A 23,357-nucleotide genomic window follows, 5' to 3' on the forward strand; every position below is an offset into this window, starting at 1 on the left:
TTCACTTCACGGCCAGGGCGATCAGGTTGACCCATTCCTGCCAGTACTTCGGGTCCCGGTAGTCGGGGTCCTGGCCGAGGGTTTCCTTCATGAGCCGTTTGTGCCAGTCCGGGGCGCGGCGGCGGACCTTGAGCCCGCCGGGCAGCAGCCCTTCGCGCTTGAGGCTGACCTCGACGCAGCCTTCCATCACCGAGTAGATGTGCAGCAGCCCTTCCCGGATCTCCGCCTCGGTGCGCGAGGCGCGCTCGTTGACGAACATGATTTCGCCGATCGAGAGGCCCTTGGACTGGCAGCGGCCCAGCAGTTCCGCGGCGGTGCGGAAGGGCAGCGGCAGTTCCTTCTTGGATTCGTCGAGTTCCTTGAGCGCGGCGTCCTCTTCGCCTTCGCGGACGATGAAGCCGCCGCCGACGGAGAAGAAAGTGGCGGTGTGCAGGACTTCGCCGTCGGCGCCGGAAACCGTGAACGTCATGCCGTTGGTGTGCCGGGGCAGGATGGTCAGCGGCCGCAGGACGATGTCCTTCACCCCGTACGGCAGGGCGACGGAGCCGGCCAGCTGCAGGGTGCCGGTTTCGGCGATCGCGGCGAGCCGGTCCTCGACTTCTTCGGGGAGGATCAGTTCGGGGTGGAAGCCCTCCAGGCCCAGCAGGATGGCGGTCATGGTGCCGTGGCCGTGGCCCGTGGCGGCCAGGGAGCCGTAGAGGTCCACGCGCAGCGACGCCACCGTGTCCAGGTCCCCGGAGGCTTTAAGTTCCTCGGCGAAGAGGGCGGCGGCCCGCATGGGCCCCACGGTGTGCGAGCTGGATGGCCCTATTCCGATGGAAAAGAGGTCGAAGACTCCAACAGCCATTGTCGGTTCCTAACTAGGTCTTGCTGTGGCCCGGCAGAGGGTCTTGCCGGAAGGCGGTGCGGGCGCCGGTAGGCGGCAGTTCCGCCGGAGGCACGACGCCGGGCGGCGGCTTATGGCCGCGGCCCGCCGCGCGTCGTGCCTTCTTCAGTCTTACGTCGCCTAGGCGAGGTTATCAACCGAGGGGTAGAGCGGGTGGGCGGCGGCGAGGGCCTGAACCCGGGTGCGCAGACCGGAGAGGTCCGCGCCGGCGTCGGCGATCAGGGCCTCAGCGATGATGTCGGCAACCTCGGCGAAGGCCGCCTCGCCGAAACCGCGGGTGGCCAGCGCCGGGGTGCCGATCCGCAGCCCCGAGGTGACCATCGGCGGGCGCGGGTCGAACGGCACGGCGTTGCGGTTCACGGTGATGTCGATTTCCGCGAGTCGGTCCTCGGCTTCCTGCCCGTTGAGCTCGCAGTGGCGCAGGTCCACCAGGACCAGGTGCACGTCGGTGCCGCCGGAGATCACGTTGATCCCCTTCGCGGTCACATCCGGCTGGACCAGCCGCTCGGCCAGGATCCGGGCACCGGCCAGCACCCGCTCCTGGCGTTCCCTGAACTCCTCCGAGGCGGCGATCTTGAAGGCCACGGCCTTGCCGGCGATCACGTGCTCCAGCGGGCCGCCCTGCTGCCCGGGGAACACCGCCGAGTTGATCTTCTTGGCGATCTCGGCGTCGTTGGACAGGATGATGCCGCCGCGCGGACCGGCCAGGGTCTTGTGCGTCGTGGAGGTGGTGACGTGGGCGTGCGGCACCGGGGACGGGTGCAGCCCGGCCGCCACCAGTCCGGCGAAGTGCGCCATGTCCACCATCAGGTACGCGCCCACCGAGTCCGCGATCCGGCGGAACTCGGCGAAGTCGAGCTGCCGGGCGTAGGCGGACCAGCCGGCAACGATCAGCGCCGGCTTGTGCTCCTGGGCCAGGCGCTCCACCTCGGCCATGTCGATCCGGTGGTCCTCCTCACGGACCTGGTACGGAATGACGTTGTAGAGCCGGCCGGAGAAGTTGATCCGCATCCCGTGCGTGAGGTGCCCGCCGTGCGCCAGGTTCAGGCCCATGATGGTGTCCCCGGGCCGGATCAGGGCATGCATCACCGAAGCGTTCGCCTGCGCGCCCGAGTGCGGCTGCACGTTCGCGTACCCGGCGCCGAACAGGGCCTTGACCCGGTCGATCGCGAGCTGCTCCACCACGTCAACATGCTCACAGCCGCCGTAGTAGCGCTTGCCCGGGTAACCCTCGGCGTACTTATTCGTCAGCACCGAACCCTGCGCCTGCATCACGGCCCTGGCGGTGTGGTTCTCCGAGGCGATCATCTCCAAACCGTCCCGCTGGCGGGTGAGTTCGGCGTCGATGCGCGCGGCGATCTCCGGATCCAGCGCGGACAGGTCCGCGTCCAGACTCGGGGAAACGACCTGCTCAAACGCGACGGTACCCGTCGCGGCGCTCACAGTTCGCCGCCGTTCTTGGACGCGTACTCCTGGGCCGAGAGCAGGGGGCCGTCCGACTCGGCGGCCACCTTGAAGAGCCAGCCGGCCCCGTACGGGTCGCTGTTGATCAGCGCGGGGTCATCGACGACGGCCGTGTTGATTTCGGTGACCTCGCCCGTGACCGGGGCGTAGAGGTCCGAGACGGACTTGGTCGACTCGACCTCACCGCAGGTCTCCCCCGCGGTCACCGCGGAGCCGACCTCGGGCAGGTCCACGTAGACGATGTCGCCCAGGGCGTCGGTGGCGACAGCGGAGATGCCGATGGACACTACGTTCCCGGCCTCCCGCGCAACCCACTCGTGCTCGTCGGAGTACTGCAGTTCAGGGGCAACTTTTGCCATGTGTTTTTCCTTTACGTTTGAAAAGTCGTGGGCCACGACAATTGTGGCTGGGTTGGGTGGCGGGTGAGGCAATTCCTCCGCGTGCTCGCTCGTTCCTCGCTTAGACGCACGCTTCCGGAATCCCCTCACCCGCCGCTATTCAGTTCAGTTTTCGGGGCCACCTGTTCTCCGGGAAGAAACCGTGGCCTTTCGTATTCTTCTAGAGCCGGGCTGCTTCTTGGCTTCAAGGGTGTCATCAAGCTCAACCCCCAATGATCGAGCTTGCGTGGCGCACCGTTGGGACAAGCCAACCCGCGGCAGGCGGTTCATCCCCAGCACCTTTGGCTTTCGAAGGCGCTTCAAAGGGCGCCTCGTACGGGAGGTGAGGTGTTCTCGAGGGGCCGGTCGGCTGGGTTTTCGGAAGCGTGCGTCTAAGCGAGTGACCGCCGTCGGGGTTCCCTGGCCGAGCTTGCGAGGCGAGGGGGACGGCGGGTCAAACGAGCGAGCACGCGTGAAAATCCAGCCGACCGGCGCCGGAGCCAGCCATGGCCCCGGCCACGGTGGACTACTTGACGCGCTTGTAGAAAGGCAGTGCGACCACTTCGAAGGGCTCGGCCTTGCCGCGGAGGTCAATGTCCACGGCGGTGCCGGGCTCGGTCAATTCGACGTCGACGTAGGCCATCGCGACCGGGTAACCGAGGCTCGGACTGGGCTGGCCGGAGGTGACCTCACCGACGACGTTGCCGTCCTTGAGGACCGGGTAGTGGCCGCGGCCGGCCCGGCGTCCGAGGCCCTTGAGCCCGACGAGCTTGCGGCCCGTGGTGGCGCCGGCGCCGGCTTCCTTCTTGGCGGCGAGAGCAGCCTTGCCAATGAAGTCGTCTTCCTTGGACAGCGCGACGACGGGGCCCAGGCCGGCGGCGAACGGATCGCCTTCGAGGGAGAGCTCGTTGCCGTAGAGCGGCATACCGGCCTCGAGGCGGAGCGAGTCGCGGGACGCGAGCCCGGCGGGGGTCAGCTCGCCGTCCTCGGCGATGGCGACGAGTGCCTGCCAGAGGGCGGCGGCGTCGTCGTTCGCGACGAAGATTTCGAAGCCGTCTTCACCGGTGTAACCCGTGCGGGCCAGCAGGAGGTCCTGGCTGGCTCCGCCGAACATGAACGGGACATCCACTGCAGCGTAGTACTTCAGGCCGGTGACGAGCTCGTGCTGCGCGGCGGGGACCAGGCGCAGCAGGATCTCCTGGGCCTTGGGTCCCTGCACGGCGATCAGCGAGGTCTCGGCGGACGCGTCACGGACGGTGACGTCGAACCCGCCGTCTTTTCCGGACCCAGCCCGTTCGGCGAGGGTCTCGGCGACTACCTTGGCGTTGCCCGCGTTGGGGACCACGAGGAACTTCTGTTCGTCATCTTTTGCTGAGGGGCGGCGGTAGGTGATGAGGTCGTCGATGATGCCGCCGTCCTCGTTGCAGATCAGCGAGTACTTGGCCTTGCCGATCGCCATCGCGGAGATCTTGCCGACGAGGGCATAGTCCAGGAAGGCGGCGGCGTCGGGGCCGGTGACCCAGACTTCGCCCATGTGGGAGAGGTCGAACAGGCCCGCGGACTTGCGGACGGCGTGGTGTTCGGCGAGTTCGGAGCTGTACTTCAGCGGCATCTGCCAGCCGCCGAAGTCCGTGAAGGAGGCGCCGAGCTTCTTGTGCTCTTCGTAAAGTGCCGTGCAGTTCTCAGTCATCGTTGGCTGTCCTTAGTTGGCGGAGTCGTCTGTGTGGTCTTCGAAGGCTTCGAGGGGAGGGCACGAGCAGATCAGGTTGCGGTCCCCGGCGGCGCCGTCGATGCGGCCGACGGGCGGGAAGTACTTGTCCTGCTTGAGCGTGTGGACCGGGAAGACGGCCTGTTCGCGCGGGTACTCGCGGGTCCAGTCGGTGCTGATGACGGCGGCGGCCGTGTGTGGGGCGTTGCGCAGCGGGCTGTGCTCCACGGTGAAGTCGCCGTGGGCCACCTGGTCGATCTCGGCGCGGATGGCGACCATGGCCGTGATGAAGCGGTCGATCTCGCCGAGGTCCTCGGATTCGGTGGGCTCCACCATCAGGGTGCCGGCCACCGGGAACGCCAGGGTCGGGGCGTGGAAGCCGTAGTCGATCAGGCGCTTGGCCACGTCCTCGGCGGTCACGCCGGTCTTGGCCGTGAGTTCGCGCAGGTCCAGGATGCACTCGTGCGCCACGAGGCCGCCTTCGCCGGTGTAGAGCACCGGGAAGGAGTCGTTCAGGCGGGCCGCGATGTAGTTCGCCGCCAGCAGGGCCGACTTGGTGGCCTCGGTGAGGCCGCGGCCGCCCATGAGCTTCACATACGCCCAGGAGATCGGCAGCACGCCGGCCGAGCCGTAGCGGGAGGCGGAGATCGGGGTGCCGTCGGCGCCGTTGGCCGGGTCCGCCGCGTTGCCCGGCATGAACGGGGCCAGGTGGGCTTTGGCCGCGACCGGGCCGACGCCGGGTCCGCCGCCGCCGTGCGGGATGCAGAAGGTCTTGTGCAGGTTCAGGTGCGAGACGTCGCCGCCGAACATGCCGGGCTGGGCCAGGCCGACCAGGGCGTTGAGGTTGGCGCCGTCGATGTAGACCTGGCCGCCGGCGGCGTGGATCGCGTCGCAGACCTCGCGGACGTCGGCGTCATACACCCCGTGCGTGGAGGGGTAGGTGATCATGATGCAGGACAGGGCGTCCTTGTGCAGCTCGATCTTGGCGGTCAGGTCCGCGTGGTCGATCGTGCCGTCGGAGGCGGTGGCCACGACCACGACCTTCATGCCGGCCAGCACGGCGGAGGCCGCGTTCGTGCCGTGCGCGGACGCCGGGATCAGGCAGATGTTGCGCTGCTCGTCACCGCGGGAGAAGTGGTAGCCGCGGATCGCCAGCAGCCCGGCGAGCTCGCCCTGGGAGCCGGCGTTGGGCTGGATGGAGACCTGGTCGTAGCCGGTGATCTCGGTCAGCTGGGCCTCGAGGTCCTCGATCAGTTCACGCCAGCCGGCGGTCTGGGATTCCGGGGCGAAGGGGTGGATCGAGGCGAACTCCGGCCAGGAGATGGCTTCCATCTCGGCCGTGGCGTTCAGCTTCATGGTGCACGAACCCAGCGGGATCATGGTGCGGTCCAGGGCCAGGTCACGGTCCGAGAGGCGGCGGATGTAACGCAGCAGCTGCGTCTCGGAACGGTGCGTGTTGAACACCGGGTGCTGGAGGTAGTCGGAGGTGCGCTCGACGGCGGGGTCCAGGCCGAAGCCTTCAGTGGTGTCTGTCACGGACGCGCCGAACGCGGCAATGACGTCGGCGACGACTCCCACCGTCGTGGCCTCATCGGCGGAGATGCCGACGGTGTCGGCGTCGATGGCGCGCAGGTTGACGCCCTTGGCGTCGGCTGCCGCGATGATCTCTGCTGCCCGGCCCGGCACCGAGACGGTGATGGTGTCGAAGAAGGAGGTGTGCAGCACGTCCAGGCCGGCGGCCTTCAGGGAGGCGGCGATGGTCTTGGCGTGGACGTGGACCGACTGGGCGATTGCCTTCAGCCCGTCCGGGCCGTGGTAGACGGCGTAGAAGGAAGCCACGATGGCCAGCAGGGCCTGGGCGGTGCAGATGTTGGAGGTGGCCTTCTCGCGGCGGATGTGCTGCTCGCGGGTCTGCAGGGCCAGGCGGTAGGCCGGGACGCCGGCGTTGTCCTTGGAGACGCCCACGAGGCGGCCGGGCATGGAGCGCTCGAGCCCCTTCTGCACGGCCATGTAGGCCGCGTGCGGGCCGCCGAAGAACAGCGGCACGCCGAAGCGCTGGGCGGAGCCGACGGCGATATCAGCCCCCTGCTCGCCCGGGGACGTGATGAGGGTCAGGGAGAGGAGGTCTGCGGCGACGGTGACGAGGGCGCCGCGTTCCTTGGCGTCGGCGATCACGGCGGTGTGGTCGAACACGCGGCCGGAGACGCCCGGCTGCTGCAGGACGACGCCGTTGATGACGCCGTCGGGCAGGCCCTTGGAGAGGTCGGCGACCTCGACCTCGAAGCCGAGGGCTTCGGCGCGGCCCTTGACGATCGCGATGGTCTGCGGCAGGCAGTCGGCGTCCAGGACGGTCTTGCCGTCGTGGGCGGCCTTGTTCTTGTTGGCGCGGCGCATCATCAGCACGGCCTCGGCGACGGCGGTGGCTTCGTCCAGCAGGGAGGCGTTGGCGATCGGCAGGCCGACGAGGTCCTGGACCATGGTCTGGAAGTTCAGCAGCGCCTCGAGCCGGCCCTGGGAGATCTCCGGCTGGTAGGGCGTGTACGCGGTGTACCAGGCCGGGGCTTCGAGGATGTTGCGGCGGATCACCGGCGGGGTGAGCGTGTCGTAGTAGCCCTGCCCGATCATCTGCACGGCGGTCTTGTTCTTCGACGCCAGCTTGCGCAGCTCGGCGAGGACTTCGACCTCGCTCAGGGCCGCGGCGAGCGCGAGGTCGGCGTCCTGACGGATATCCTTCGGAACGGCGGTGTCCACCAGGGCGTCGACGGTGTCGTAGCCGACAGCCTTCAGCATGGCGTCGACGTCGGCCTGGCGGCGCGCGCCGATGTGCCGGTCAACGAAGGACGTGGAGGCTGGGGTAACAGTCACAAGGAACTCCATAACTCAGGCGGCGCAGGGTACGCCACATTGATTCGGGTTCCTCCCCGCTCTGTATTGGACCTGAGAGTTTCCGCGCAGCCTGCGTTTCAAGGCTCCGCTTGCACCGTCGGTGAGCACAGCATGTCTGGGACACGCCTGCTACTTTCCAGAGATGCCTTGCCGCGGCGGTACATGGGCCTGAGAGATTCCTGGGGAGGGTTTGCTCCTACGGCGCCTGCTTGTACCTACTTGCAGGACTCTCCCGCCGCAGATCAAAGGCGTATTCAATTGGGGGTGACAACAGTCACAGCTCTCATTGTCCTATGCCGGGCGCGCGTCCGCAAACTCCCTCCCGGCGGCGGACCCAGGTTACGGCCGTCGAGCCGCCCGCCGGGAAATCCGGCGGCGCGAATTCGCCGGAAACGTCCGGGGTCGCCGCAACTTTCCGGCGAGCCCGGAGGCGTCCGGCGACTTCGGCGGGGGTGGCTGGGCTCGGGGGGGGGGCGTCAGCCGCGCAGGCGCTCGACGGCGGCCAGCAGGCCCTGGACGTCCGCTTCGACTTCCGGCAGGGGCCCGCCGGGGCCGCGGGTCAGCATCGCGTTGAAGTACAGCCCGTCCCCCATGTACAGGACGGCCTTCGCCATGGCTGGCCCGACGTCGGCCGCCAGCAGTTCCAGCCAGCTCGCCTGGCCGGCGGCGAAGCGGCGGAGGGTTTCCCCGTGTGCCACCTCGGCGAGCCGCGTGGCCGCCACGAAGACCCGGTCCATAGGCGTGTCCGCCCACACCGAGGACTTGATGAAGTATGCCGCCGCCCCCTCGGGGGCTGCCGCCATGGCCGCAACATCCGCGGCCAGAAGCCGGTCCAGCCGTTCCAGCAGGACCGCGATCATCGCCTCCTTGGTCGGGAAGTGGTAGAGCAGGCCGCCCTTGGAGACGCCGGCCCGGCGCGCGACGGCGTCGAGCGTCGCGGCGCGTTCGCCGACTTCGATGAGCAGGGATTCGAAGGCATCGAGTACGGCCTCGCGGGCGACGGGTTTCCTGGGCATGCCTCCCATCATGCCTGTCCGGCCGCGCATTTCTTAACTGTACCGTCCAGACGGTATAGTTACGTTCATGAGCATCGCATCGATCACCCCAGCCACCAGCACTCCGGCGACCACCGCCCCCCGGGCACCGTGGCGTGACTGGGTCGCCCTGGCCCTGCTGATGTTCCCCGTCCTGCTCGTGGCCGTGGACAACACCGCGCTCACGTTCGCCCTGCCGGCCATCGCCAGCAGCCTGACCGCTTCCGGCGTCGAACTGCTCTGGATCGTCGACGCCTATCCCCTGGTCCTGGCCGGGCTCCTGGTTGCGATGGGCTCCCTGGGCGACAGGATCGGCCGGCGCCGGCTGCTCTTCGTCGGCAGCGCGGGTTTCGCCGCGGTGTCGGCCGTGACGGCGTTCGCGCCGAGCGCCGAATGGCTGATCGCCGGCCGCGCCGGGCTTGGCCTGTTCGGCGCCATGCTCATGCCGTCCACGCTGTCACTGATCCGGAACATCTTTCCGCAGCCCAACCGGCGCAGGCTGGCCGTGGCGATCTGGGCCGCAGGCTTCTCCGGCGGCGCCGCCCTCGGCCCGATTGCCGGCGGCTGGCTGGTGGAACACTTCTGGTGGGGCGCCGTCCTGCTGGTCGCGGTACCGATCATCCTGCCCCTGCTGCTGCTCGGCCCGGCGCTGATCCCGGAATCCCGCGACCCGCAGCCGGGCCGGGTGGACGTGCCCAGCATTGTCCTGTCCCTGCTGGTCATGGTGCCGGTGGTCTACGGGATCAAGTCCCTCGCCACCCACGGGCCTGCTCCCGAGGCCTTCGCGAGCATCGGAACCGGCCTGCTCATGGGGTATGTGTTCATCCGGCGGCAGCGCAACCTGGCCAGAGGCCACAGTGCAGCCCACAGGACAGACCAAAGCACCGCGCCGATGCTCGATGTCAGCCTGTTTGGCAACCGGATCTTCAGTACGGCCATCGTGGCCAACGTCCTGGCACTATTCTCCTTCAATGGCTTCATTCTCTTCCTGGCCCAGCACCTGCAGCTGCTGGAAGGCCAGTCCCCCTCGGCGTCCGGCGTCGCCATGGTCCCGGCCCTCATCGCCACAGTCGTAGCAGGGCTGCTCGTGGTCCCGCTGGTGCGCAAGGTGCGGCCCGGCTTTGTGGTGGCCGGCGGCCTGCTGCTGAGCGCGGCGGGCTATTTCCTGGTGGCATTCGGCGACCACAGCCAAGGCCCGTCGCTCCTCCTTGCCGCCCTGCTGGTGCTCTGCCTGGGGGTCGGCGCGGCGGAGACGATCTCCAATGACCTGATCCTGGGCGCCGCGCCCGCCGACAAGTCGGGGGCCGCCGCCGCCATCTCCGAGACCGGCTACGAAGTGGGGTCCCTGCTGGGAACGGCGATCCTCGGCTCAATCCTGACTGCCTCCTACCAGGGCAATCTCCGGCTCCCCGCGGGCGTGTCCGAGCTCGCCCCGGCCGCGGCTACCAGCCAGGCCGGTGAAACCCTGGCCGGCGCTGTGGATCTGGCCCGGATGCTGCCGGCGCCTCTGGCGGAGGCCGTGACGGCGGCCGCGCGCACCGCCTTCGACTCGGGCGTGCACGTCACGGCGTCAATTGCGCTGGTCCTGATGTCCGGGGCCTGTGTCCTGGCCGCCGTCGTCCTACGGTCGGTGCCGAAGGCCAAATAGGGCTCAGCGGCCGCCGTCAGCGTCACGGGGTTCCGCCGCTTAAACACGAGCGTCCGGCGCCGGGAGGATACCCGGCGCCGGCCCGCATGGTCTCGGCATTCACCATCCAGGCGTACTGCTCAAACTTGGCGATGAACTCGTGCAGCAGATCCGCGGTGGTGGGATCTTCCTCGTCCACTTCGTCATGGACCTTGCGCATGGTGCCGACGGCCGCCTCAAGCGCGGCGACAATCCGCTCGATGGCGTCCTTCGTGTTGATCAGGCCCGCCGGGAACTCGGCCAGTGCGGTGGACTTGGAAACCGTGGAGCTTCGGCCGTCCGGGAGGGCGTGGAGGGCACGCATGCGCTCGGCGAGGTCGTCCGCGAATCCCCGGGCGGCGTCGATGATCTCGTCCAGCTGGAGGTGAAGGTCCCGGAAGTTGGTCCCGACGATGTTCCAGTGTGCCTGCTTGCCCTGAACGTGGAGTTCGATCAGGTCCACCAGGACTGCCTGCAGGTTGGTCGTCAATGTGGGTGATGCTTTCATGAATCCTCCTCGATAGAACCGGTGCCGTGCGGGCCGCGCGTGCCGCTTGCTGGCACCCCGGCCGATGCTTCCGACGCTACCGCAGGGCGGCGCCGGGCCGCGACGGTTCTGGGAGGAATTTCTCGGTCAGCTTACTAAGTCGGCTTACTAACCGTTTTTGGGGCGGTTTAGACGGCCTCGTTGAGGATGGGCCCCCGGGGGAACACGGCCCGTGTGATGCCGCCGGAGGTGGAATCGGACAGCTGGGTGAGGTAGTCGTTGCGCCGCCTCGGGGTGATCCGGGACTGGGGCTGGAACGGCTGCTCGGGGTCGTCGGCGTAGTGGGCGGTCAGGCCGTCACGCATGAGCCGGATGGCCTCCGAACGCTGCTGGGACACCGCTGCGTGCGTGGATCCGAGTTCCGCGGCGAGGTCTTTGACCGTCCGGTCGCCGAAGTAGATCTCCTCCACCACGTAGCGCATCCGTTCCGGGAGGGATTTCACGGCGGCCCGCAGGTACTGGAGCCGTTCGTCCGCGAGCACAGAGTGTTCCGGCGTCAGGGTTTCGGCCGCCAAGGTATCCACGACGGCCTCGTCGAGGGGCGTCAATGTGCGTGAGGCATCCGCGAGCGCGGCCTCCACAACGCTCTGCTGGACACCCAGGGCGGAGGCGATCTCGTCCACAGTGGGGGTGCGGCCCAGGGCCGACGCCAGGGTTTCCTGCACGGACATGGTTTCCTTGATCCGCCGGCGGGCGGATCGGGTGGCCCAGTCGCTGGCCCGCATCTCGTCCGCGAAGGCACCAAGGATGCGCCTGCGCGCGAAAGCACCGAACGGCACACCGAGGCCTGGATCGAACGAATCGGCCGAGGTGATCAGGGCAATAGCGCCGGCTGAAGCCAAATCATCGCGAGAAAGGTGTGACGCCTTCGAGCACAAATCTGAGACGAGATACCCCACCAGCGGAAGGTGCTGCGTGACCATCTCGTTGCGTTCCACGCGATTCAATACTGTGTCCCCCCATGAGACCGGATCCGAAGGGTCCTCGACCCTTAAAACGCCGAGAGCCGCACCCAAAACCGACCGGTGCTCCCCCCATAGGAGTCAGCGTTCGCAAGTAGGGCGCAGCACCCATGGAGGAAACTTATCACCTGTTCCAAGATCTGCGTGTACCCTCAGGGAAAAGCTGTGCGAAAAATGCGGTGACCGCCCCGAAGCTGTGATTCACAGGGCGGAAAGAGAATGGGGCCCATGAGCGCAAGTGATCTCTCCGCGGCACTGTGGCAGGAGCGGCGGCAGCTGGAGCTGCTCCTCTTCAGGCTGGAAACGCAGCGTCTGCATGTCGTGGCCGGGAATCTGGAATGGCTGAACTTCATGGCCTCCGAGATTGAAACCGTGCTGGACCGCCTACGCTTCGAGGCCCTGGCCCGGAGCGTCGAATCTGCTGCCGTGGCGGCCGAATGGGGTTTGCCGGCACAGACCACGCTCGTCGAACTGGTTGCGGCCGCGCCCGCCGGGCCCTGGCCCGAGATCCTGCGCGAGCATCTGGACACGCTGCACACACTCCTGGCCCGGCTGGGCGAGGCTTCCAGCGTGAACGAGGAGGCACTGCGGAACCTCCCGATGCCGGGACGCCCCGGCCCGGCGGGCACGGCCGGGCTGCTGGACCAATTGACCACGGGCGGAAACCTGGAGCGGTCCCTGGCCGTGGTCCGGCGTTCAGCCCAGCCGCTTCTGGCCCAGTATCTCGGCGGGGACCACGTCTGATCCGGAGCGGGTCCTCAGCCGTCGGCGGGAGTTGCGCGCGGTGGCATGAGTCCGCGCAGCGCATCCTCGGCGTCCGGGCCCGCTTCCGCCGCCGCGAGGTTCGCAGCCGCGATGGCTTCGATGACTTCCCGGCGCTGGATCGGCACACCCCTGGGCGCCTCAATGCCTATCCGAACACCGTCGCCGCGGCCTTCCAGAACAGTGATGACGATGCCGTCGCCGATCATGATCTGTTCGCCCGGCTTGCGTGTAAGTACCAGCATCTTCTCAATCTACCCTTCGGCCCGGGGAGCATCGTACGATTCCCGCCGGTTCTGCCATGTCGGTTCCGGCCCGGCGGGGCGCCCGTCGATCCAGCCCACGGGCAGTGCCAGTCCGTTGACGCTTTCAGGTGACCCGGTCTCCGACGCGCCCACCACCGCCACAGCGGTCACGTTGAGCTGGGCGGAGAGCACACCGACCCAGCGCGCCGTGTCCTCGTGCTTGCGTCCGGCGTCGACTACTACCCAGACCTGGTCGGCGGAGAGCGCCGCCACTGACTGCACCCGGGCCAGGGCGTTGCGGGCTTTGCCCAGTCCGAACGCGACCAGGACGGTGCGCTCCGTCACCACGGCGTGGGCGCGCGCGGCCGTGGCGCTTTGACGTCCGTCGACGTGCAGGTGGCCATAGGCGGAGAGCTCGCCGGCGGTCCGCACATCGGCGCCCCCGGACGCCATGGACATGGCCAGGGCGGCATCCATCGCGTCCTCCCCCAGCCCGACCAGGACCACGAGATCGCCGACGCCGGTCAGCGGAGCCGGAGCATCCGCAGCCCTGCCCGGCGCGGCGGCGGTGCTGGCGGCGGGGGCCGGGTGCGCGGGGCTCCCGACGGCGGCGGGCGCCGGTTCTGCCGAGTTACGGGCGGCGGGGGCCGGGTGCGCGGGGCTCGCGGCGGCGGCCTGCCCGGGGGCGGGCGCCGGTTCTGCCGGGGTCCGGAGCCCGGCCCCGAGCTGTTCCAGCAGCTCGGCGAAGTCCCGCGATTCGGTGGATACACCGGCGGGAGCGGGCCGGTGCAGGCTCAGCTCAGCGGCGTCCGCTTCTTCCAGGAGTGCGGCGATGGCGGCGCCCTGCAGGTGATGGGACGGGGCGGCGGGCCGTGCCGGCCCTCCGGCCGGGCCCGTCGGCGCTGAGTTCCGGGCCGCCGGCGGGGCCGATGCTGCCGCCGCGGTTCCGGCGTCGTACTTCCCGGCGGGGGGCACGCCGCCCGTAACAGTGCCCGCGGAAGCCGCTCCGGCGGCGGTCTCCCTGGCGGGACCACCAGTCACCGAGTCGGGTTCGGCCCCGGCCAGGATGTCGGCGTCGGGCACTACCTCGCCGGTGACGACCTCGTGCTTGGACTGGATCTCGATCATGGCCTCGTAGCGGTCCTGGGCGAAGAGCCCGGCGATTCCGGGGCTGCTGACGCGTTCGGCGGACACGATCCGGGCCGCCGGACCGTACAGCTGTTCTGCTTTGCGGCGGATTTCCTCGAGCGAGGCTCCCTTAAGCCGATAGCGGTTCGGCATGGCGCACCACTCCTACTGTTTCGATCCGGACATTGGCGGAGGTCACCTCGCGGTAGGACAACACGGGCACGGATCCCGGCTGCGCGCCGACGAGGCGGTAGATGGCGGGCCGGAGCGCGGGGGCGCAGACGAGCACGGCCTGGCGGTTGGCGGCGGCCGCGGCGTCGACGGCGGACCGCACCGAGCGCAGCACGTCGTCGAGCCGTTCCTGGCCCATGACGATCTGGCTGCCGCCCTCCGCGGGCCGCATGTCCTCGAGCATGTGTTGTTCCAGGACGGGGTCGATCATGATGACGTTGAGCACCGGGCCGTCCATGAACTTGGCCGTGAGGGCAGGGCCCAGGGCCTGCCGGGCGGCTTCCACGAGCGATTCCGGATCCGTGGAAATCTTGGCGCGGAGCGTGAGGGCCTCGTAGATCCGGGCGAGGTCGTTGATGGGCACCTGTTCATCCAGCAGGCCTTGGAGGACGCGCTGCAGCTCGGCGAGGGAGAGCAGCGCCGGGGTCAGTTCGTCGACGGCGGAGGGACTCTGCTTGCGCACGCCCTCGGTCAGCACGCGGACGTCCTCGCGGGACAGCAGCCGGGCAGCGTTCGACGCGACGATCGAGGACAGGTGGGTGACCAGGACGGAGACCCGGTCGATGACCGTGGCCCCGGTCATTTCGGCGTTGTGGCGCATCTCCCCCGGAATCCATTTCCCGGCGAGCCCAAACACGGGCTCGATCATCGCCGGGCCCGGGAGCGAGTCCAGGTTCTCGCCCAGGGCTAGCATCTGGCCGCTGGGGGCCGTGCCGCGGCCGGCTTCCACGCCGGCAATGCGGATGGCGTACGTCGCCGGCGGCAGGTCCACACTGTCCCGGGTGCGCACCGGCGGGATGACCAGGCCCAGTTCCATGGCGATCTTGTGCCGCAGGGACCGGACCCGGGCCAGGAGGTCATCGGAGGCGCCGGAGACCATGTCCACCAGGTCAGGTGCCAGCAGAATCTCCACGGGGTGGATGCGCATGTCTTCCAGCAGCTTCTCGTTGGGATCCTGTTCCGGGAAGTTCAGCGCGGTCGACTCAGCCTCCCGGACCGTTTCCGCAAGCTGTTGGCTTGCCGCGGTCCGGCGGGAGGCGATGAACAGGCCGGCGCCGACGACGACGAACGGGATCGGCGGCATGCCGGGGATCAGTGCCATGGCGACGGCGGCGACGCCGGCGATCATGAGCGCGTTCGGTGACTGCAGCAGTTGCGTGGAGGCAGTCCGGCCCATGTCCGACTCGGCGTTGGACCGGGTCACGATCATGCCCGTGGAGACGGCCATGAGCAGTGCCGGGATCTGGGTGACGAGCCCGTCTCCCATGGTCAGCAGGCCGTACGTGTTCAGGGCGTCGCCGATTTCCAGGCCGCGCTGCACCATGCCGATGGCGATGCCGCCGACGAAGTTGATGATGATAATGATGATGCCCGCGATGGCGTCGCCCTTGACGAACTTCGAGGCGCCGTCCATGGCACCGTAGAAGTCGGCCTCGGCAGAGACTTCGGCGCGCCGCTCCCGGGCCTGGGTGTCGGTGAGGAGTCCGGCGTTGAGGTCGGCGTCGATCGCCATCTGCTTGCCGGGCATGGCGTCGAGGGTGAAGCGCGCGCCCACCTCGGCCACGCGCTCGGCGCCCTTGGTGACCACGACGAACTGGATCACCACGAGGATGAGGAACACGACGGCGCCGATGATCATGGAGCCGCCGACCGTCACCTTGCCGAAGGCTTCAATGACCTGCCCGGCGTAGCCGTTGCCCAGGACCAGGCGGGTGGAAGCGACGTTGAGGCCGAGCCGGAACAGCGTCGCCACCAGCAGCAGGGACGGGAACACCGAGAAGTCCAGCGGCTTTTTGACGAACATGCTGGTCAGCAGGACCAGCAGTGCCAGCAGGATGTTGCAGACGATGAGGAAGTCGAGCAGCGGCGCGGGTACGGGAACCACCAGCAGGAGCACGATCCCCACGATGCCGATGGGCACCACCAGCCGGTTCAGCCTGTTGTTCATGGTGCTGTCCTTTCACAGACGCTGATTCCCGAAGTTTTCGTGCCGTGTTTCACGCTGTGGTGCCTGCCGTGTTTCATACGGTGGCTACCGTGGTGGCCATGCGGTGCATCCCGGCGGCGGCGCCCCGGGCCTTGAGCGCCATGACGAACGCGAGGACGCCGGCCACCGCCCGGTAGAAGTCCACCGGGATCTCGTCCCCCAGCTCACAGGCCCCGTGGAGGGCCCTGGTCAGCGGGATGTCCTGGACCATGGGCACGTTCTTTTCCTCGGCCTCTTCCCTGATCCTCGCAGCCACGTGGCCGGCGCCCTTGGCCACCACGCGGGGCGCGGACTTGCCGGGCTCGTATTTGAGGGCCACCGCCACGTGCGTCGGGTTGACCAGGACGACGTCGGCGTCCCCGATCGCGGCGATCATGCGGTTGCGGCTCATGGCCATCTGGCGCGCCCGGCGTTGGGACCGGATGAGCGGATCGCCCTCGCTGTTCTTGTTCTCGTCCTGGACTTCCTTCTTGGACATCCGGGTCTTCTTGCGGTTGCGCCGCATGACGACGAAGAAGTCGGCCGCGGCCAGAACGATTCCGGCGGCCACCGCGAACTGGACCAGGGCGGCTATCCCGCCGGCGGCGGCCTGCACTACCCCGGCGACGGGCAGTCCGCCGGCGGTCAGCAGCACCGGAACCAGTCCCTGCACGACGGTGTAGAGCACCAGCCCCACGACGCTTGCCTTGAGCAGCGCCTTGAGCCCGCCCCACACGGCCTGGGCGCCGAACAGCCGCTTGATCCCGCCGAGCAGGTTGAAGTGTTCGAATTCGAGCCTGAATTTCTTCAGGTGCACACCGCCCTGGAGGGCCGAGCCGGCGAGGACGGCCAGGAACACGACGATCAGCAGGGGTCCAACGATCCCGGCGATGGACGCGAAGCCGGCTTCCAGCGCCCGGACGGCTTTGCCGGGGTCGGGGGCGGACACGATTCCACGGACGCTGAAGAGCTGGTCCGTGGCGGCGTTGGCGGCCCGGTCCACCGTGCTGGGCAGCATCAGCGCGGCGGCGCCGACGCCGAGCCAAGCGGTGAGGTCCTGGGAACGGGACAGCTGGCCCTTGGAGCGGACCTCCCGCATCCGTTTCTCGGTGGCTTGCTCGGTCTTTTCCTGTGAATCCGCCATCAGCCCACCCCCAGCACGGCTTTGGCCGCCTGCCCGGCGAGGCTGGAAACGATCCGCGGCAGGGCCAGGAACATGAAGCCGGCCAGCGTCAGGGTGAGCAGGATCTTCAGCGGGAAGCCGAGGGAGAATGCGTTCAGGGCCGGCGCCACGCGGGTCAGCAGGCCGAGCCCGACGTCGGCAAGGAACAGCACCACCAGGAGGGGGCCGGCGATCTGCACGGCGGCGAGGAACATGCCGGACACGGCCGCGATCATGGCCTGCACCGGCTGGGCCAGGTCGATCCCCCCGGCCAGCGGCAGGGCGGCAAAGCTGCCGGTGAGGCCGGTGATGACCAGCTGGTAGCCGTCAGAGGCGAAGAGCAGGGCCAGCGCCGCCATCTGCAGGAGCCGGGTGAACTGTGCACCGTTGACCATCATTTGGGGGTCGTAGGCCTGGGCCATCTGAAACCCGCTGAACAGGTCGATCAGGCTGCCGGCGGACTGGATGGCGGAGAAGATGACGAGGACCAGGAAGCCCAGGACCAGCCCGGTGACGAGCTCCAGGACCACACCGGTGACGAACCCGGCGGTGTCCCGGGGCGTGTAGCCGCCGGCCAGGCGCTGCGTCACCGCCAGGCCCAGGCCCAGCCCCAGCATGGCCTTGACGCGCCCGGGAATGGCATGGTGCGAGAAGGGCGGTGCCACGACCAGGAAGGCGGTCATCCGGACCGTGGCCAGCAGCAGGACTTCAAGCCAGGCCGGGTCGATGGGGATGCCCACCTCACAGGCCTCCGAGCAGGGACGGAATCTTCGCGAAGAGGTCGTTGGTGAAGGCGACCATCTCCGAAATCATCCAGTGTCCGCAGACAATCAGGGCCACGGCCACCGCGGCAGCCTTCGGGACGAAGGACAGGGTCGCTTCCTGCAGCTGCGTGATGGACTGCAGCAGGGAGATGGCCAGGCCCACCACCAGCGCCGTGACCAGCACGGGCGCGGAGAGTTTGGCGGCCACGATCATGGCCTGGAGGCAGATGTCCAGGACCGCGTTGGCGTTCATCCCGAACCCGCATAGCTCTGGACGAGCGCGGTGATGATCAGGCCCCAGCCGTCCACGAGCACGAAGAGCAGGATTTTGAAGGGCAGCGAGATCATGACCGGCGGGAGCATCATCATGCCCATGGACATCAGGGCCGCGGACACCACGAGGTCGATCACGAGGAACGGGATGAAGATGACGAAACCGATGATGAACGCGGCACGGAGTTCGGCGATCATGAACGCCGGGATGAGGGTCTGCAGCGGGACGGCCTCAGGCGTGGCCGGGTTCTCGGCTCCGGCGGCGCGAGACATCAGGGCGATGTCCTCCTCGCGCGTGTGGGCGAGCATGAAGTGCTGCAACGGACCCGACGCGGCGCTGACCGCACCGTTGAAGTCCAGTGTGCCGTTGAGGTAGGGCTGGATGCCGAGGGTGTTCATCTCGTTGATCACGGGCCACATCACAAAGATCGAGAGGAACAGGGCCAGCCCGGCCAGGACCTGGTTCGGCGGGATGGAGGGCAGGGACAGCGCATTGCGGGTCATTGCCAGGACCACAAAGATCTTGGTGAAGGACGTCATCATCAGCAGCAGCGAGGGCGCAACGGCCAGGAGGGTGATGCCGATCAGGGTCAGGACGGCGGTGGAAGGTTTCCCGTCCATCCCATTGATCTGGATGTTGACGTTCCCGCCGTCGGGATTGGCGGGGTCGGTCGGCGGCACCGGCGCAACAGGGTCGATGGGTGCGGCGTGGCCTGCCGAGGCATTGAGCCACAGCAGGAGGACGGCAAAGAGCACGGCGGCGAGCCCCAGGGCCAGGAGCCTGAGGGGCCTTGCGCCAGCTGTTCGCGGGCGGGTGGTGCTGGTGGGGAGCGGGAAGATCAATTGCGGCGTCCGCTCCTGAGCGCGGCGGCAGCCTGCTTCCAGGTGGAGCCGGCCAGGATGGAGCCGTGCAGCGGCGGATGGCCCGAAGCGCCGCCGGCGCTGCCACGGCCGGCGTGGCCGCGGGCCGGGGGGTTCCGGTGAAGGGAGCTGCGGCGGGACGGCGGCAGGTCCCGGACACCGTCCGGGCCGTCGGCGAAATCGTCGGCGTCGTCGGCGTCGTCCGAACCGTCGATGGCGGCCCTGGCCTGGCCGCTGAAGTGGTTGCCGGCGAGCGGGCTGGTCTCAGCGAGGATCCGGGCGAAATCCCCGAGGCCGCGGCTGGTGCCGGGGACGGGGACTTCTTCGGGTTCGGGCGGGATGTCCCCGGTGTGCAGGACGTTGACGGCGTGCTCGGTGACGCCCAGGAGGAAGCGCTGCCCGGCGGCGTCGACCACCACCACGGAGGCTTTTTGTCCCAGGCTCTGCCGGCTGACGATGGTCAAGGCGCGGTCAGCCCGGCGCCGTCCGGTGCCTTTGCCCAGCCGGTGCTGCAGGAACCACATGAGGCCAAGCACCGCGCCCAGGGCCACGACTACCCGCAGCCCGAGGATCAGTGCGTCCATTCAGCTGAGCCCCTCGGCGACGTCGAGGATCCGGGTGATCCGCACCGCGTAGTCCTGGTCGAGGACCACAACTTCGCCGTGCGCGATCAGGCGGCCGTTGAGCAGGACATCGGCCGGGGCGCCGGCGGAGCGGTCCAGTTCGATGATCTTGCCCGGTTCCAGCGACAGCACGTCCCGGACCGACATCCGGGTGCGTCCGATCTCCACGGTCAGGGCCATTTCAATGTTGTTGATCCGGCCGAGCCGGCCGGCCACGGTGTCTCCGCCGGCGAACAGGTCTCCGCCGCGTTCCTGGCTGTTGCCGTGTTCGCGGAGCCGGACGGCAAACCAGGCCGCGGCGTTGCTGCCATCGGAGAGTTCAAAGACGGCCGTGTCGGGATCCGAGAGGAGCCCGGAGACGTCGGATTCACGCAGGTCGGACAGGACACCGGCCCCGAAGACTGAGCTGGCGCTTTCCATCGCGGGGCGCAGCACGTCGGTCACGGAGACGTGTCCCAGCTGGGAGCCTGCGCCGGCGGCCTCGTCAAGGAAGGTGCGGTCGCTGAGCATGAGGGCGAGGTCGGCGGTCACCGCGCCGACGAAGGTCGCCGTGACCGCCTGCCGGGCGTAGGCCGCCGCGGACCGGGCGGGAACCAGGGCGACAACCTTCAGGGCCACCGGGCTCGGCAGCTCCTCGACGAGCCGTTCCGCCGACATTTCGTGCTTGGTCAGGGTGATGCTCATCGTTGGTTCTCCTCGATTGTGACAATTACTGCGGCCGCGCGGGAGCCGTTGCGGGCCGGGGCGGCAGTGGCCAGCCGGGTTCCGTCCAGGGTGAGGTCAAAGGGCCGGTTCTCCAGGTGCGGCAGGGTCAGGACATCACCGACGGCGAGGCCCAGGACCTGGCTCGGGGTAACGAACGACGTCGAGAGCCGTACCGAGAGTTCCACCGGGACCTGCTCCAGTTGGGCGCTGACGCGGGCGGCCGCGTCTTCGCGGGAGTCGGTCGGGTTGACCTTCTTGAGCCGTCCCAGCAGGATGCCGGCCGGAACGGCCAGGGTGGCGGGGGCGTTGACGTCGCCGACGCTCATGGTGAAGGAGGCGACGATCATCAGTTCGCTGGGTGCGGCGGCCTGGGCGAACTGGGAGTTGTATTGGATGGTGTCCACCCGGACGGCCTCGCTGAGCAGCGGGCCCAGGGAATAACCGAGGTCTTCGAGTGCCTCGTCCATGAGGCCCTTGATCAGCGCCTGCTCGATCTGGGTGAACTTGCGGTCCGGCATGGGCGAATCGTTGGAGGCGCCGAGCATGCGGTTAACCCAGCCGAGGGCGGCCGGGCCGGGGAACTGCACCACGAGCTTGGAATCGTGGGCCTCCACGGTGCACAGGACCATGGCGGTGACGGCGGGCAGCGAGGCGGCGTACTCGTCGTAGCTGAGCATGCTGACGTCTTCCAGGCGCACCACGGACTTGACCCGGACCTTGGCGGTGAGCTGGGTGCCCCACTGGCGGGCGAAGGTTTCGAAGGCGAGCTCCAGCACCCGGCTGTGTTCGCGCGCGAGCGTCGCGKGACGGCGGAAGTCATAGACGCTGACGGTCCGCTCCCGTGCCACTTCCCGCTCATCCAGAACACTCACGGTTGCCACTATCGGCAAGGGAAGCCGCGGCGTAAGCAATCCGCCGGAGGCAAAATACAGGCAAAACACAGGCAAAACACAGGCGAAAACGCAGACGGAACACGCGGCAACCCGCCCTAGCCGGGAACGGCTATTTCTCGCTGAGTTTCAAGGCCTCCGGAATCAGTGCCCGGACGACGTCGGGCTTGTCGGAAACGACCACGATGTCCACCCGGCGGTTCCGCTCCATCAGCGCCGGTGTGGAGTCGTCGTTGACCTGGCGGGCGGAACCGAACGCGACGGCACCGATGGTGCCGGGGGCTATGCCGCCGCGGTCCACCATGTACCGCAGGACGTTGACGGCGCGCGCCGAGGACAGTTCCCACGTCGAGGGGTAGGCCGTGATGCCGTTCGCGGCATGGCCCTCGACCATGATTTCCATGCCAGCCGGCTTGAGCACCGGTGAGATGACCTGCAGCACCCGGGAGGCCCGTGAGGTGAGCTCGGGCCGGTCCGGTTCGAAGAATGCCTGCGATCCGACGAGTTTGACCGTCAGGCCGCGCTGGTCGATCTGGAACTCGACGTTCTCGCTCAGGCCGGCGGCCGCCAGGCCGGCCTGCATCTTCTGCTGCAGCGCCTTGAGCTTGTCCACTTCCTTGATCGCTTCAGCCATGTTCTCGGGGGATGCGGTGGCCGCGCCCTTGACGGCGGCGAACGCTTCAAGGTCCTCTTTCACGAGTTCCGGCGGCACCACTGTGCCCGACGCCGTGTCCACCGTTTCCGTCGCGACCGCGCCGAATCCCGTGGCCAGGGAGTTGCGGAGTTTTTCAAACTTGTTGGCGTCCACCGTGGACATCGCGAAGAGGACGATGAACATGCACATCAGCACGGTGACCATGTCCATGTAGGACGCCATCCAGCGTTCGTCGACGTGGTGTTCTTCCGGCTTCTTCCGCCCGCGCCGCCTGGGGCTCACGCGGCCTCGTCCATCCTGTCGGACTTCTCAGCGCCGGCCTTCTTGCCGGAGCTCTTGAGCTGGTGCTCGGGGACCATAGCGCGGAGCCGTTCGGCCAGCAGAAGCGGCTGGGCGCCGGACTGGACCGACAGCATGCCTTCCATGAGCAGCGTCATCCGTTCGATGTCCAGTTCCGAGAGCCGGGCCATCCGGGCGCTGAAGGGAAGCCAGATGAAGTTGGCGGACAGCAGGCCCCACAGGGTGGCGACGAAGGCTGCCGCGATCATTGGGCCGAGGTGGTCCGGTGTGGACAGGTTTTCCAGGACGTGGGTCAGGGACACCACGGTGCCGATGATGCCCACGGTGGGGGCGTATCCGCCGAGGCTCGCGAAGAATTTGGAGTTGGCGTGATCGCTCCGGGATTTGGAGTCGATCTCGTCCTCCATGAGCATCCGGAGGTCTTCGGCGTCGGTGCCGTCGGCGATGTTCTGCAGGGCACGGGCCAGGAAGGGGTCCTTGACGCTGGCTGCTTCCTCTTCGAGGGACAGCAGGCCCTCGCTGCGGGCCTTTTCGGCGAAGCGGACCATCTGGTCAATGCTTTCCTGCGGCTTGGCGGTTTTGCCGAGGAACATCTTGGGGAGGGCTTTGAAGGCCTGGACGACGTCTTTGAGGGTGTTTCCGGCGATCCCGACGGCGAGCGTGGCGCCGAAGACCAGGATCATGGGGGCCGGGAGGAGCAACGCCGACAGGCTGGCGCCCTCGAGCGACACCATGGCGATAACGGAGCCGAAGGCGAGGAGCAGTCCGATGACTGTTGCGGGATCCATCGTTACTTTCTGGGTTGTGCAGGCGCCGTGGGGCCGGCGCCGTCGTCGTAGGGGTCGTCGTCCGGGTCTTCAGTCCGGACCAGGCTGAGCGGATAGCCGGTGATGGCCGGAAAGTCCCGGGCTTTGCTCAGGATGTACGCCCGGTACTCCGCGATGAGCTCGACCACTTCGGCGAGGCTTTCGAGCACCACATAGGCGGCGCCGTCGAGCGTCACCAAGTGCGTATCCGGGCTCTCGTGGATGCGTTCAATGAGGTCCGGATTGACCGCGAAGCGCGTTCCGTTGAGGCGTGTGACGACGATCATGGGCCGATTCTGCTCTGTGAGGGGAAGGGTGTTCTCCTCCGTACTGTCGGCAGGCCGGGCCCCTTCGTTAGGCGCCGTCGTCAGGCGCTGTGGCAGGGTGCCGGTTCCGCGGCGCGGCCGCCGCGGCAAGATTCCCCGTGCCAAGGCCGCCGCCCGGTATTAGGGTGGG

Annotated in this window: 22 protein-coding genes, 1 pseudogene and 2 riboswitches; of the genes and pseudogenes, 2 read left to right on the forward strand and 21 right to left on the reverse strand. The window is 68.2% G+C overall.

Annotation, left to right across the window (positions count from 1 at the left end; translation table 11 throughout):
- Positions 1–7 precede the first annotated feature (7 nt).
- From AC1DXI_RS17880 to AC1DXI_RS17905, 6 genes and pseudogenes are all read right to left on the reverse strand, one after another.
- Positions 8–847 (reverse strand): annotated as a pseudogene (locus AC1DXI_RS17880) (serine dehydratase beta chain); the annotation flags it as partial.
- Between the two features lie 159 nt (positions 848–1,006).
- Entirely contained in the window at positions 1,007–2,329 is a 1,323-nt protein-coding gene (glyA, locus tag AC1DXI_RS17885; RefSeq protein WP_476939725.1) for a serine hydroxymethyltransferase, read from the reverse strand.
- The gene (gene gcvH / locus AC1DXI_RS17890) at positions 2,326–2,709 is read right to left on the reverse strand and encodes a glycine cleavage system protein GcvH (RefSeq protein ID WP_476939726.1); all 384 of its coding nucleotides are present in this window, start codon (positions 2,707–2,709) and stop codon (positions 2,326–2,328) included. Before gcvH ends, glyA begins: the two co-directional genes overlap by 4 nt.
- A 544-nt stretch (positions 2,710–3,253) precedes the next feature.
- Entirely contained in the window at positions 3,254–4,417 is a 1,164-nt protein-coding gene (gene gcvT / locus AC1DXI_RS17895; protein WP_476939727.1) for a glycine cleavage system aminomethyltransferase GcvT, read from the reverse strand.
- A 12-nt stretch (positions 4,418–4,429) separates the two neighbouring features.
- Positions 4,430–7,312 carry an aminomethyl-transferring glycine dehydrogenase gene (gene gcvP / locus AC1DXI_RS17900; protein ID WP_476939728.1) on the reverse strand — a complete coding sequence of 961 codons (2,883 nt, stop codon included), beginning with the start codon at positions 7,310–7,312 and terminating at the stop codon, positions 4,430–4,432.
- Between the two features lie 39 nt (positions 7,313–7,351).
- A riboswitch (glycine riboswitch) is annotated at positions 7,352–7,466 on the reverse strand.
- 1 nt (position 7,467) lies between these two features.
- Positions 7,468–7,566: riboswitch (glycine riboswitch) on the reverse strand.
- A 231-nt stretch (positions 7,567–7,797) separates the two neighbouring features.
- Positions 7,798–8,337: a TetR/AcrR family transcriptional regulator gene (locus tag AC1DXI_RS17905; RefSeq protein ID WP_026266834.1), complete on the reverse strand. Its 540-nt coding sequence runs from the start codon at positions 8,335–8,337 to the stop codon at positions 7,798–7,800.
- A 67-nt stretch (positions 8,338–8,404) separates the two neighbouring features.
- Between AC1DXI_RS17905 and AC1DXI_RS17910 the strand changes: the two genes are divergently transcribed.
- Positions 8,405–10,003 carry an MFS transporter gene (locus AC1DXI_RS17910; protein WP_476939729.1) on the forward strand — a complete coding sequence of 533 codons (1,599 nt, stop codon included), beginning with the start codon at positions 8,405–8,407 and terminating at the stop codon, positions 10,001–10,003.
- Between the two features lie 22 nt (positions 10,004–10,025).
- Here the strand turns inward: AC1DXI_RS17910 and AC1DXI_RS17915 are convergent, their stop codons facing one another.
- Both AC1DXI_RS17915 and AC1DXI_RS17920 read right to left on the reverse strand, forming a co-directional pair.
- A complete protein-coding gene (locus AC1DXI_RS17915; protein WP_476939730.1) occupies positions 10,026–10,529 on the reverse strand; it encodes a Dps family protein in 504 nt (167 codons plus the stop codon).
- Between the two features lie 167 nt (positions 10,530–10,696).
- Positions 10,697–11,506: a sigma-70 family RNA polymerase sigma factor gene (locus AC1DXI_RS17920; RefSeq protein ID WP_476939731.1), complete on the reverse strand. Its 810-nt coding sequence runs from the start codon at positions 11,504–11,506 to the stop codon at positions 10,697–10,699.
- A 252-nt stretch (positions 11,507–11,758) separates the two neighbouring features.
- Between AC1DXI_RS17920 and flgN the strand changes: the two genes are divergently transcribed.
- A complete protein-coding gene (flgN, locus tag AC1DXI_RS17925; RefSeq protein ID WP_476939732.1) occupies positions 11,759–12,274 on the forward strand; it encodes a flagellar export chaperone FlgN in 516 nt (171 codons plus the stop codon).
- 14 nt (positions 12,275–12,288) lie between these two features.
- Here the strand turns inward: flgN and AC1DXI_RS17930 are convergent, their stop codons facing one another.
- From AC1DXI_RS17930 to AC1DXI_RS17990, 13 genes are all read right to left on the reverse strand, one after another.
- A complete protein-coding gene (locus AC1DXI_RS17930; protein ID WP_018775795.1) occupies positions 12,289–12,537 on the reverse strand; it encodes a carbon storage regulator in 249 nt (82 codons plus the stop codon).
- A gap of 9 nt (positions 12,538–12,546) precedes the next feature.
- Positions 12,547–13,818, reverse strand: a complete 1,272-nt coding sequence (locus tag AC1DXI_RS17935) for a hypothetical protein (RefSeq protein WP_476939733.1) — start codon at positions 13,816–13,818, stop codon at positions 12,547–12,549.
- Entirely contained in the window at positions 13,796–15,844 is a 2,049-nt protein-coding gene (locus tag AC1DXI_RS17940) for a flagellar biosynthesis protein FlhA (RefSeq protein ID WP_476939734.1), read from the reverse strand. The genes AC1DXI_RS17935 and AC1DXI_RS17940 overlap by 23 nt, the downstream gene beginning before the upstream one ends.
- A 73-nt stretch (positions 15,845–15,917) precedes the next feature.
- Complete coding sequence (locus tag AC1DXI_RS17945; protein ID WP_476939735.1) at positions 15,918–17,006, reverse strand: EscU/YscU/HrcU family type III secretion system export apparatus switch protein; 1,089 nt, start codon at positions 17,004–17,006, stop codon at positions 15,918–15,920.
- Positions 17,006–17,764 (reverse strand): flagellar biosynthetic protein FliR, encoded by a 759-nt coding sequence (locus AC1DXI_RS17950; RefSeq protein WP_476939736.1) that lies wholly within the window; start codon positions 17,762–17,764, stop codon positions 17,006–17,008. Before AC1DXI_RS17950 ends, AC1DXI_RS17945 begins: the two co-directional genes overlap by 1 nt.
- Position 17,765: 1 nt before the next feature.
- Complete coding sequence (gene fliQ / locus AC1DXI_RS17955) at positions 17,766–18,041, reverse strand: flagellar biosynthesis protein FliQ (RefSeq protein WP_018775799.1); 276 nt, start codon at positions 18,039–18,041, stop codon at positions 17,766–17,768.
- A complete protein-coding gene (gene fliP / locus AC1DXI_RS17960; RefSeq protein ID WP_476939737.1) occupies positions 18,038–18,904 on the reverse strand; it encodes a flagellar type III secretion system pore protein FliP in 867 nt (288 codons plus the stop codon). The genes fliQ and fliP overlap by 4 nt, the downstream gene beginning before the upstream one ends.
- Entirely contained in the window at positions 18,901–19,506 is a 606-nt protein-coding gene (gene fliO / locus AC1DXI_RS17965) for a flagellar biosynthetic protein FliO (protein WP_476939738.1), read from the reverse strand. The genes fliP and fliO overlap by 4 nt, the downstream gene beginning before the upstream one ends.
- Complete coding sequence (gene fliN, locus AC1DXI_RS17970) at positions 19,507–20,229, reverse strand: flagellar motor switch protein FliN (protein ID WP_018775802.1); 723 nt, start codon at positions 20,227–20,229, stop codon at positions 19,507–19,509. It lies immediately after the preceding gene.
- Positions 20,226–21,122, reverse strand: coding sequence for a flagellar motor switch protein FliM (locus tag AC1DXI_RS17975; RefSeq protein ID WP_476939739.1), 897 nt, complete (start codon positions 21,120–21,122; stop codon positions 20,226–20,228). Before AC1DXI_RS17975 ends, fliN begins: the two co-directional genes overlap by 4 nt.
- Positions 21,123–21,252: 130 nt before the next feature.
- Positions 21,253–22,077 carry an OmpA/MotB family protein gene (locus AC1DXI_RS17980; RefSeq protein WP_018775804.1) on the reverse strand — a complete coding sequence of 275 codons (825 nt, stop codon included), beginning with the start codon at positions 22,075–22,077 and terminating at the stop codon, positions 21,253–21,255.
- A complete protein-coding gene (locus AC1DXI_RS17985) occupies positions 22,074–22,883 on the reverse strand; it encodes a motility protein A (RefSeq protein ID WP_476939740.1) in 810 nt (269 codons plus the stop codon). The genes AC1DXI_RS17980 and AC1DXI_RS17985 overlap by 4 nt, the downstream gene beginning before the upstream one ends.
- Positions 22,884–22,885: 2 nt before the next feature.
- On the reverse strand, positions 22,886–23,188 hold the full coding sequence (locus AC1DXI_RS17990) for a flagellar FlbD family protein (protein ID WP_018775806.1): 303 nt from the start codon (positions 23,186–23,188) through the stop codon (positions 22,886–22,888).
- Between the last annotated feature and the right edge of the window lie 169 nt (positions 23,189–23,357).

This window comes from Arthrobacter sp. P1_H7, from assembly GCF_056405215.1.

What these genes read in the sequence shown, in the direction of transcription:
- gcvH (WP_476939726.1), bottom strand. Translation starts at nt 2,709, where the DNA reads ATGGCAAAAGTTGCCCCTGAACTGCAGTACTCCGACGAGCACGAGTGG.
- gcvT (WP_476939727.1), bottom strand. Translation starts at nt 4,417, where the DNA reads ATGACTGAGAACTGCACGGCACTTTACGAAGAGCACAAGAAGCTCGGC.
- gcvP (WP_476939728.1), bottom strand. Translation starts at nt 7,312, where the DNA reads ATGGAGTTCCTTGTGACTGTTACCCCAGCCTCCACGTCCTTCGTTGAC.
- AC1DXI_RS17905 (WP_026266834.1), bottom strand. Translation starts at nt 8,337, where the DNA reads ATGCCCAGGAAACCCGTCGCCCGCGAGGCCGTACTCGATGCCTTCGAA.
- AC1DXI_RS17910 (WP_476939729.1), top strand. Translation starts at nt 8,405, where the DNA reads ATGAGCATCGCATCGATCACCCCAGCCACCAGCACTCCGGCGACCACC.
- AC1DXI_RS17915 (WP_476939730.1), bottom strand. Translation starts at nt 10,529, where the DNA reads ATGAAAGCATCACCCACATTGACGACCAACCTGCAGGCAGTCCTGGTG.
- flgN (WP_476939732.1), top strand. Translation starts at nt 11,759, where the DNA reads ATGAGCGCAAGTGATCTCTCCGCGGCACTGTGGCAGGAGCGGCGGCAG.
- AC1DXI_RS17930 (WP_018775795.1), bottom strand. Translation starts at nt 12,537, where the DNA reads ATGCTGGTACTTACACGCAAGCCGGGCGAACAGATCATGATCGGCGAC.
- AC1DXI_RS17935 (WP_476939733.1), bottom strand. Translation starts at nt 13,818, where the DNA reads ATGCCGAACCGCTATCGGCTTAAGGGAGCCTCGCTCGAGGAAATCCGC.
- AC1DXI_RS17940 (WP_476939734.1), bottom strand. Translation starts at nt 15,844, where the DNA reads ATGAACAACAGGCTGAACCGGCTGGTGGTGCCCATCGGCATCGTGGGG.
- AC1DXI_RS17945 (WP_476939735.1), bottom strand. Translation starts at nt 17,006, where the DNA reads ATGGCGGATTCACAGGAAAAGACCGAGCAAGCCACCGAGAAACGGATG.
- fliQ (WP_018775799.1), bottom strand. Translation starts at nt 18,041, where the DNA reads ATGAACGCCAACGCGGTCCTGGACATCTGCCTCCAGGCCATGATCGTG.
- fliO (WP_476939738.1), bottom strand. Translation starts at nt 19,506, where the DNA reads ATGGACGCACTGATCCTCGGGCTGCGGGTAGTCGTGGCCCTGGGCGCG.
- fliN (WP_018775802.1), bottom strand. Translation starts at nt 20,229, where the DNA reads ATGAGCATCACCCTGACCAAGCACGAAATGTCGGCGGAACGGCTCGTC.
- AC1DXI_RS17985 (WP_476939740.1), bottom strand. Translation starts at nt 22,883, where the DNA reads ATGGATCCCGCAACAGTCATCGGACTGCTCCTCGCCTTCGGCTCCGTT.
- AC1DXI_RS17990 (WP_018775806.1), bottom strand. Translation starts at nt 23,188, where the DNA reads ATGATCGTCGTCACACGCCTCAACGGAACGCGCTTCGCGGTCAATCCG.